We start from the raw sequence: 6,182 nt of genomic DNA, 5'->3' as shown, positions 1-6,182 counted from the left end.
ACCACAATAATGGGATACCGCCAGCAAAAGCCGAAGATCGGCCTAACCAAGTGTCCGGATTTAGTTGACCACTACACTGCGATACGGAACTCATGACCTTCCTAAATGGCTCACCCGCTCCGAACCGAACGCTTAGCGACAGATAAAAAGAAACCCCCACCATCGCTGGCGGGGGTTGGTCGTCTGGCAAATCGGGCTGATGCCCGCTGCAAACGCTTAGCGGTTTTTCACCTTCTGGTGCAGCTCCTGCACCGAGTTGACGTTAGCGGTGGCATCCACGCTGATGGCCATGCAGGTGGCAAACGCCTCATTCATGGTGGTGGTATACGCCACCTTGTTCTGCAAGGCGGCGCGACGCAACTGCTTGGAGTCCTGGATCGCCACCCGCCCTTCGGCGGTGTTGACGATGTAGGTGTACTCGCCATTCTTGATGCGGTCGAGAATGTGCGGGCGTCCTTCATGCACCTTGTTAACCAGGCGCGGGTTGATGCTCGCTTCACCCAGCGCTACCGCGGTGCCGTGAGTGGCATCCAGCTCGTAACCCAGCTCCAGCAGCTTGGCAGCCAAGTCGACCACCTGCGCCTTGTCGCTGTGACGCACTGACAAGAGGGCACGACCCTCTTTCGGTACGGCGTGGTTGGCACCCAGCTGCGCCTTGGCATAGGCCTCGGCAAAGCTGCTGCCCACTCCCATTACCTCACCGGTGGAGCGCATCTCTGGCCCCAGCAGCGGGTCAACCCCCGGGAACTTGGCGAACGGCAGTACCACCTCTTTCACCGAGTAGTAGGGTGGGATGATCTCTTTGGTGAAGCCCTGCTCTTGCAGCGACTGACCAGCCATCACACGGGCGGCAATCTTGGCCAGCGGGGCGCCGGTCGCCTTGGAGACGAACGGCACGGTACGGGCGGCACGCGGGTTCACCTCGATGAGGTAGATGTCATCGCCCTTGACCGCGAATTGCACGTTCATCAGGCCGATAACGCCGAGCTCCAGCGCCAGCTTGCGCACCTGCTCGCGGATCTCGTCCTGAATCTTCTTGGACAAGGTATAGGGAGGCAGGGAGCAACCGGAGTCACCGGAGTGGATACCGGCCTGCTCGATGTGCTCCATGATACCGCCGATGACCACATCGGTGCCGTCGCAGATGGCATCCACGTCCAGCTCGGTCGCATCGTCCAGGAAGCGGTCCAGCAGTACCGGCGATTCGTTGGAGACGCTTACCGCCTCGGCGAAGTAGCGACGCAGATCCTGCTCGTCATAGACGATTTCCATGGCGCGGCCACCCAGCACGTAGGAGGGGCGAACCACCAGCGGGTAGGTAATGCGCTCGGCCAGCAGCACGGCCTGCTCCAGCGCGGTGACGGTGCCGTTTTCCGGCTGCTTGAGGCCAAGGCGCTCGACGGCAGACTGGAAGCGCTCGCGGTCTTCGGCGCGGTCGATGGCATCCGGGCTGGTACCGATGATCGGTACGCCGTTGGCTTCCAGTGCACGGGCCAGTTTCAGCGGGGTCTGGCCACCGTACTGGACAATCACGCCCTTGGGTTTTTCGATGCGCACGATTTCCAGCACATCTTCCAGAGTCACCGGCTCGAAGTAGAGACGATCCGAGGTGTCGTAATCGGTGGAGACGGTCTCCGGGTTGCAGTTGACCATGATGGTCTCGTAACCGTCTTCGCGCAGGGCCAGCGCCGCGTGCACGCAGCAGTAGTCGAACTCGATACCCTGACCGATACGGTTCGGGCCACCGCCGATGATCATGATCTTGTCGCGGTTGCTCGGGGCCGCTTCGCACTCCTCGTCATAGCTGGAGTACATGTAGGCGGTGTTGGTGGCGAACTCGGCGGCGCAGGTATCGACCCGCTTGTAGACCGGGAAGATGTTGTTGCGGGCACGCAGTTTGCGCACTTCCCCTTCGGCCACACCGAGGATCTTGGCCAGACGGGCATCGGCAAAGCCTTTGCGCTTCAGGGCGCGCAGGAAGTCAGCATCGAGACCGGCCATGCCGCGCTCTTTCACCTCTTCTTCCAGTTTCACCAGATCTTCAATCTGTACCAGGAACCAGGGGTCAATCTTGGTCAGCTTGAAGATGCCGTCCATGGAGAGACCGGCGCGGAATGCATCGGCGATGTAGAAGATACGGTCGCTACCGGCATCCTGCAGCTCGTGACGGATGCGGGTCAGGGAGTCCGGGGCGTTCAGATCCACCATGGGGTCGAAGCCGGTCTTACCGGTCTCGAGGCTGCGCAACGCCTTGTGCAGGGACTCCTGGAAGTTACGGCCGATAGCCATCACTTCACCGACCGACTTCATCTGGGTCGTCAGACGGTCGTTGGCACCGGCGAACTTCTCGAAGTTGAAGCGTGGCACCTTGGTCACCACGTAGTCGATGGCCGGCTCGAAGGAGGCCGGAGTGCGACCGCCGGTGATGTCGTTCATCAGCTCGTCGAGGGTGTAACCGATGGCGAGCTTGGCTGCGATCTTGGCGATGGGGAAACCGGTCGCCTTGGAGGCCAGCGCAGAGGAGCGCGACACCCGCGGGTTCATCTCGATGATGACCATGCGGCCATCTTTCGGGTTGATGCCGAACTGGACGTTGGAGCCGCCGGTCTCGACACCGATTTCGCGCAGCACCGCCATGGAGGCGTTGCGCATTAGCTGGTACTCCTTGTCGGTCAGCGTCTGGGCTGGCGCGACCGTGATGGAGTCACCGGTGTGGATACCCATGGGGTCGAAGTTTTCGATGGCGCAGACGATGATGCAGTTGTCGTTGCGATCCCGCACCACCTCCATCTCGTACTCTTTCCAGCCGATCAGCGACTCGTCGATGAGCAGCTCTTTGGTCGGCGACAAGTCCAGACCGCGCTCGCAGATCTCAACGAACTCTTCGGTGTTGTAGGCGATGCCGCCACCGGAGCCACCCATGGTAAAGGAGGGACGGATGATGCAGGGGAAGCCAACCATCTGTTGCACGCCCCACGCCTCTTCCATGTTGTGGGCGATGCCGGCACGCGGGCACTCCAGGCCGATGCTGCGCATCGCCTTGTCAAAGCGGGAGCGGTCTTCGGCCTTGTCGATGGCGTCGGCGGTGGCACCGATCATCTCGACACCGAACTCGGCCAGCACGCCATGCTTCTCCAGCGCCAGTGCGCAGTTGAGCGCAGTCTGGCCGCCCATAGTGGGCAGGATGGCGTCCGGGCGCTCTTTCTTGATGATTTCGCGCACCACTTCCCAGGTGATGGGCTCGATGTAGGTGGCGTCTGCCATCTCCGGGTCGGTCATGATAGTGGCCGGGTTGGAGTTGACCAGAATGACGCGGTAGCCCTCCTCGCGCAGGGCTTTGCACGCCTGGGCGCCGGAGTAGTCAAATTCGCAGGCTTGGCCGATGACGATGGGGCCGGCGCCGAGGATCAGGATGCTCTGAAGGTCGTTACGTTTTGGCATGAAACTCTTTCCTCTATTTCTTAGGCGCGATACTGCTTAATCAATTCAATAAAGTGGTCAAAAAGACCGGCACAGTCGTGCGGACCCGGGCTCGCTTCGGGGTGCCCCTGGAAGCTGAAGGCCGGACGGTCGGTGCGATGGATACCTTGCAGGGAACCATCAAACAGGGAGACGTGGGTGGCGCGCAGGCAATCCGGCAGGCTGTTCTCGTCTACCGCAAAGCCGTGGTTCTGAGCGGTGATCATGACGGTGTTGTCATCAAGGCTCTTCACCGGATGGTTGGCGCCGTGGTGGCCAAACTTCATCTTGACGGTCTTAGCACCGGAGGCCAGACCCAGCAGCTGGTGACCCAGACAGATGCCGAATACCGGCGTGCTGGTATTAAGGAAAGCCTTGATGGCCTCGATGGCGTAGTCGCACGGCTCGGGGTCGCCGGGGCCGTTGGAGAGGAAGATGCCATCCGGGTTCATCGCCAGTACCTCGGCGGCCGGGGTCTTGGCCGGTACCACGGTCAGGCGGCAGCCACGGTCAACCAGCATCCGCAGGATGTTGCGCTTGACGCCAAAGTCATAGGCTACCACGTGGTACTTCAGCTGGTCGGCATCCGGGGTGACGTGCCCCTTGCCAAGCTGCCAGCTCCCTTCGGTCCAGTTGTACGCTTCACCAACCGTTACCTCTTTGGCCAGATCCATCCCCTTCAGACCGGGGAAGGCGCGGGCCTGTTCGAGAGCATAGGCTTCATCGACCTGTTTCCCGGCCAAAATGCAGCCAGCCTGAGCGCCTTTCTCGCGCAGGATGCGGGTCAGTTTACGGGTGTCGATGTCGGCGATGCCAACGATGTTGTGAGACTTGAGGTATTCGGAGAGGGATTGCTGATTGCGGAAATTGGAGGCAAGTATCGGAAGGTCCCGGATGATCAATCCCTGAGCATGGATCTGACTGGACTCTTCATCTTCGCTGTTGGTGCCGGTGTTGCCTATATGGGGGTAAGTGAGGGTGACTATCTGACGGGAATAAGAGGGATCGGTGAGGATTTCCTGATAGCCCGTCATCGACGTATTGAAAACCACTTCACCAACGGAACATCCCTCGGCGCCTATCGACACGCCTTTGAATACAGTTCCATCTTCCAGCACTAGCAATGCAGTGTGATTCAAGACAACCTCCAGTTATTTAGCTTTAAATTCAGCAATTTACCTGGGTGTTGCGGGCTCGGTTCCGGTCTTGGACAGGACTCGAACCCGGCAGATTTCTGGCAAATTGGGCGCATTCTACTTAAAAAAAGTGGCATTTCAACGTCTTTTCTCAGATGAAATGCATCTAAATTCAATAAAAAAGCAACATTACCCATTATCTATGCACTTAATCGCTTTGCAACCCCCTCCCGTGAAAGAAAAGGAAAAACCACCACCAAAAGATGACACCAAGCCAGCAATAGCGACAAAAACAAACAAAAAAAGCAATTAAAACAATGACTTTTATTTTTACACAAAAAACATTAATGACAAATTTAACGCTTTTACGATGACAAGAGTGAACGTGAAAAATGGAAAACGTTTTTCAGCGTTTGAATTTTTAGTCTTTCCGATTCCGTGTAAAAAAATGGCTTAATCCGCCATAAAGATGCTCAAATCTGTTACCTGGTGATGACATTCAGGAAGGAAAAATCTGGCAGACAAAGCAATAGTGTGATTTATAAGGCATTCAGATAAAAATTGCCGATAGAGTGTCTTTTTACACAAACTCTGGCTGACTGACAGCAAAAACCCCGGCAAGCCGGGGTTTTTCACTGGGTAGCAGTAGTACGAAAGTGCCGCACAGAGGCATCACTTGAGATTGAGCACATCCTGCATGTCATAAAGACCGGCACCCTGCTGACCAAGCCACTTGCCCGCCCGCACAGCACCGTTGGCGAAGGTCAGGCGGCTGGAAGCCTTGTGGCTGATCTCCACCCGCTCGCCTATATCGGCAAACATGACGGTATGCTCCCCCACCAGATCGCCGGCACGAATGGTGGCAAAGCCGATAGTGTTGCGATCCCGCTCGCCAGTGATCCCCTCGCGGCCATAGACGGCGCACTCCTTGAGATCCCGGCCCAGGGTTTTGGCGACCACTTCCCCCATGGAGAGCGCAGTACCGGATGGCGCATCCACCTTGTGGCGATGGTGGCCCTCGATGATCTCGATGTCGGTGTAATCTCCCATCACCTTGGCGGCCTGCTCCAGCAACTTGAACACCAGGTTGACCCCGACCGAGTAGTTGGAGGCGAACACGATACCGATCTGCTTGCCCGCCTCTTTCAGGGCGGCCTTGCCTGCATCATCAAAACCGGTGGTGCCGATCACCATCTGCTTGTGGTGGGCCAGCGCAAAGGCCAGATTGGCCAGGGTCACCTCGGGGCGGGTGAAGTCGATGATAAGATCAAACTCGTCACGCACCTTGTCAAGACTGTCACTGATGGCCACACCCAGATGGCCCAGCCCATTGAGCTCACCGGCATCAAGACCGATCACCGCCGAGCCCGGCCGCTCCAGCGCAGCACCAACCACCACGCCATCGGTGTTGGTGATGGCCTCCAGCAGCACCTTGCCCATACGACCATTACAGCCCATCACAGCCACACGGATCGGATTGTCCATCTCCACCCTCTCATCTCTTTTAATTATGGAAAGAGACCGTTTTACCAGCCTGTGCCAGCTTTGAAAAGCCCACAGTGAGCCAGCAGAGACAACCGACAAATA

At 58.0% G+C, this 6,182-nt stretch carries 3 protein-coding genes; all 3 read right to left on the bottom strand.

The genetic code is table 11. From position 1 onward, the window contains the following. Positions 1–216: 216 nt before the first annotated feature. Positions 217–3,441, bottom strand: coding sequence for a carbamoyl-phosphate synthase large subunit (carB, locus tag G5195_RS19360; RefSeq protein WP_216961925.1), 3,225 nt, complete (start codon positions 3,439–3,441; stop codon positions 217–219). Between the two features lie 20 nt (positions 3,442–3,461). After that, positions 3,462–4,598 (bottom strand): glutamine-hydrolyzing carbamoyl-phosphate synthase small subunit, encoded by a 1,137-nt coding sequence (gene carA / locus G5195_RS19355; RefSeq protein WP_031227689.1) that lies wholly within the window; start codon positions 4,596–4,598, stop codon positions 3,462–3,464. A 669-nt stretch (positions 4,599–5,267) separates the two neighbouring features. Then, positions 5,268–6,080, bottom strand: a complete 813-nt coding sequence (gene dapB / locus G5195_RS19350) for a 4-hydroxy-tetrahydrodipicolinate reductase (RefSeq protein WP_005347132.1) — start codon at positions 6,078–6,080, stop codon at positions 5,268–5,270. Positions 6,081–6,182: the final 102 nt, after the last annotated feature.

Source organism: Aeromonas sp. 601039 (genome assembly GCF_049174415.1).
In the GTDB taxonomy this organism is placed as follows: Bacteria; Pseudomonadota; Gammaproteobacteria; order Enterobacterales; family Aeromonadaceae; genus Aeromonas; species Aeromonas veronii_A.
The sequence above is the reverse complement of the archived record's forward strand: the minus strand, read 5'-3'. Positions and strand labels throughout refer to the sequence as shown.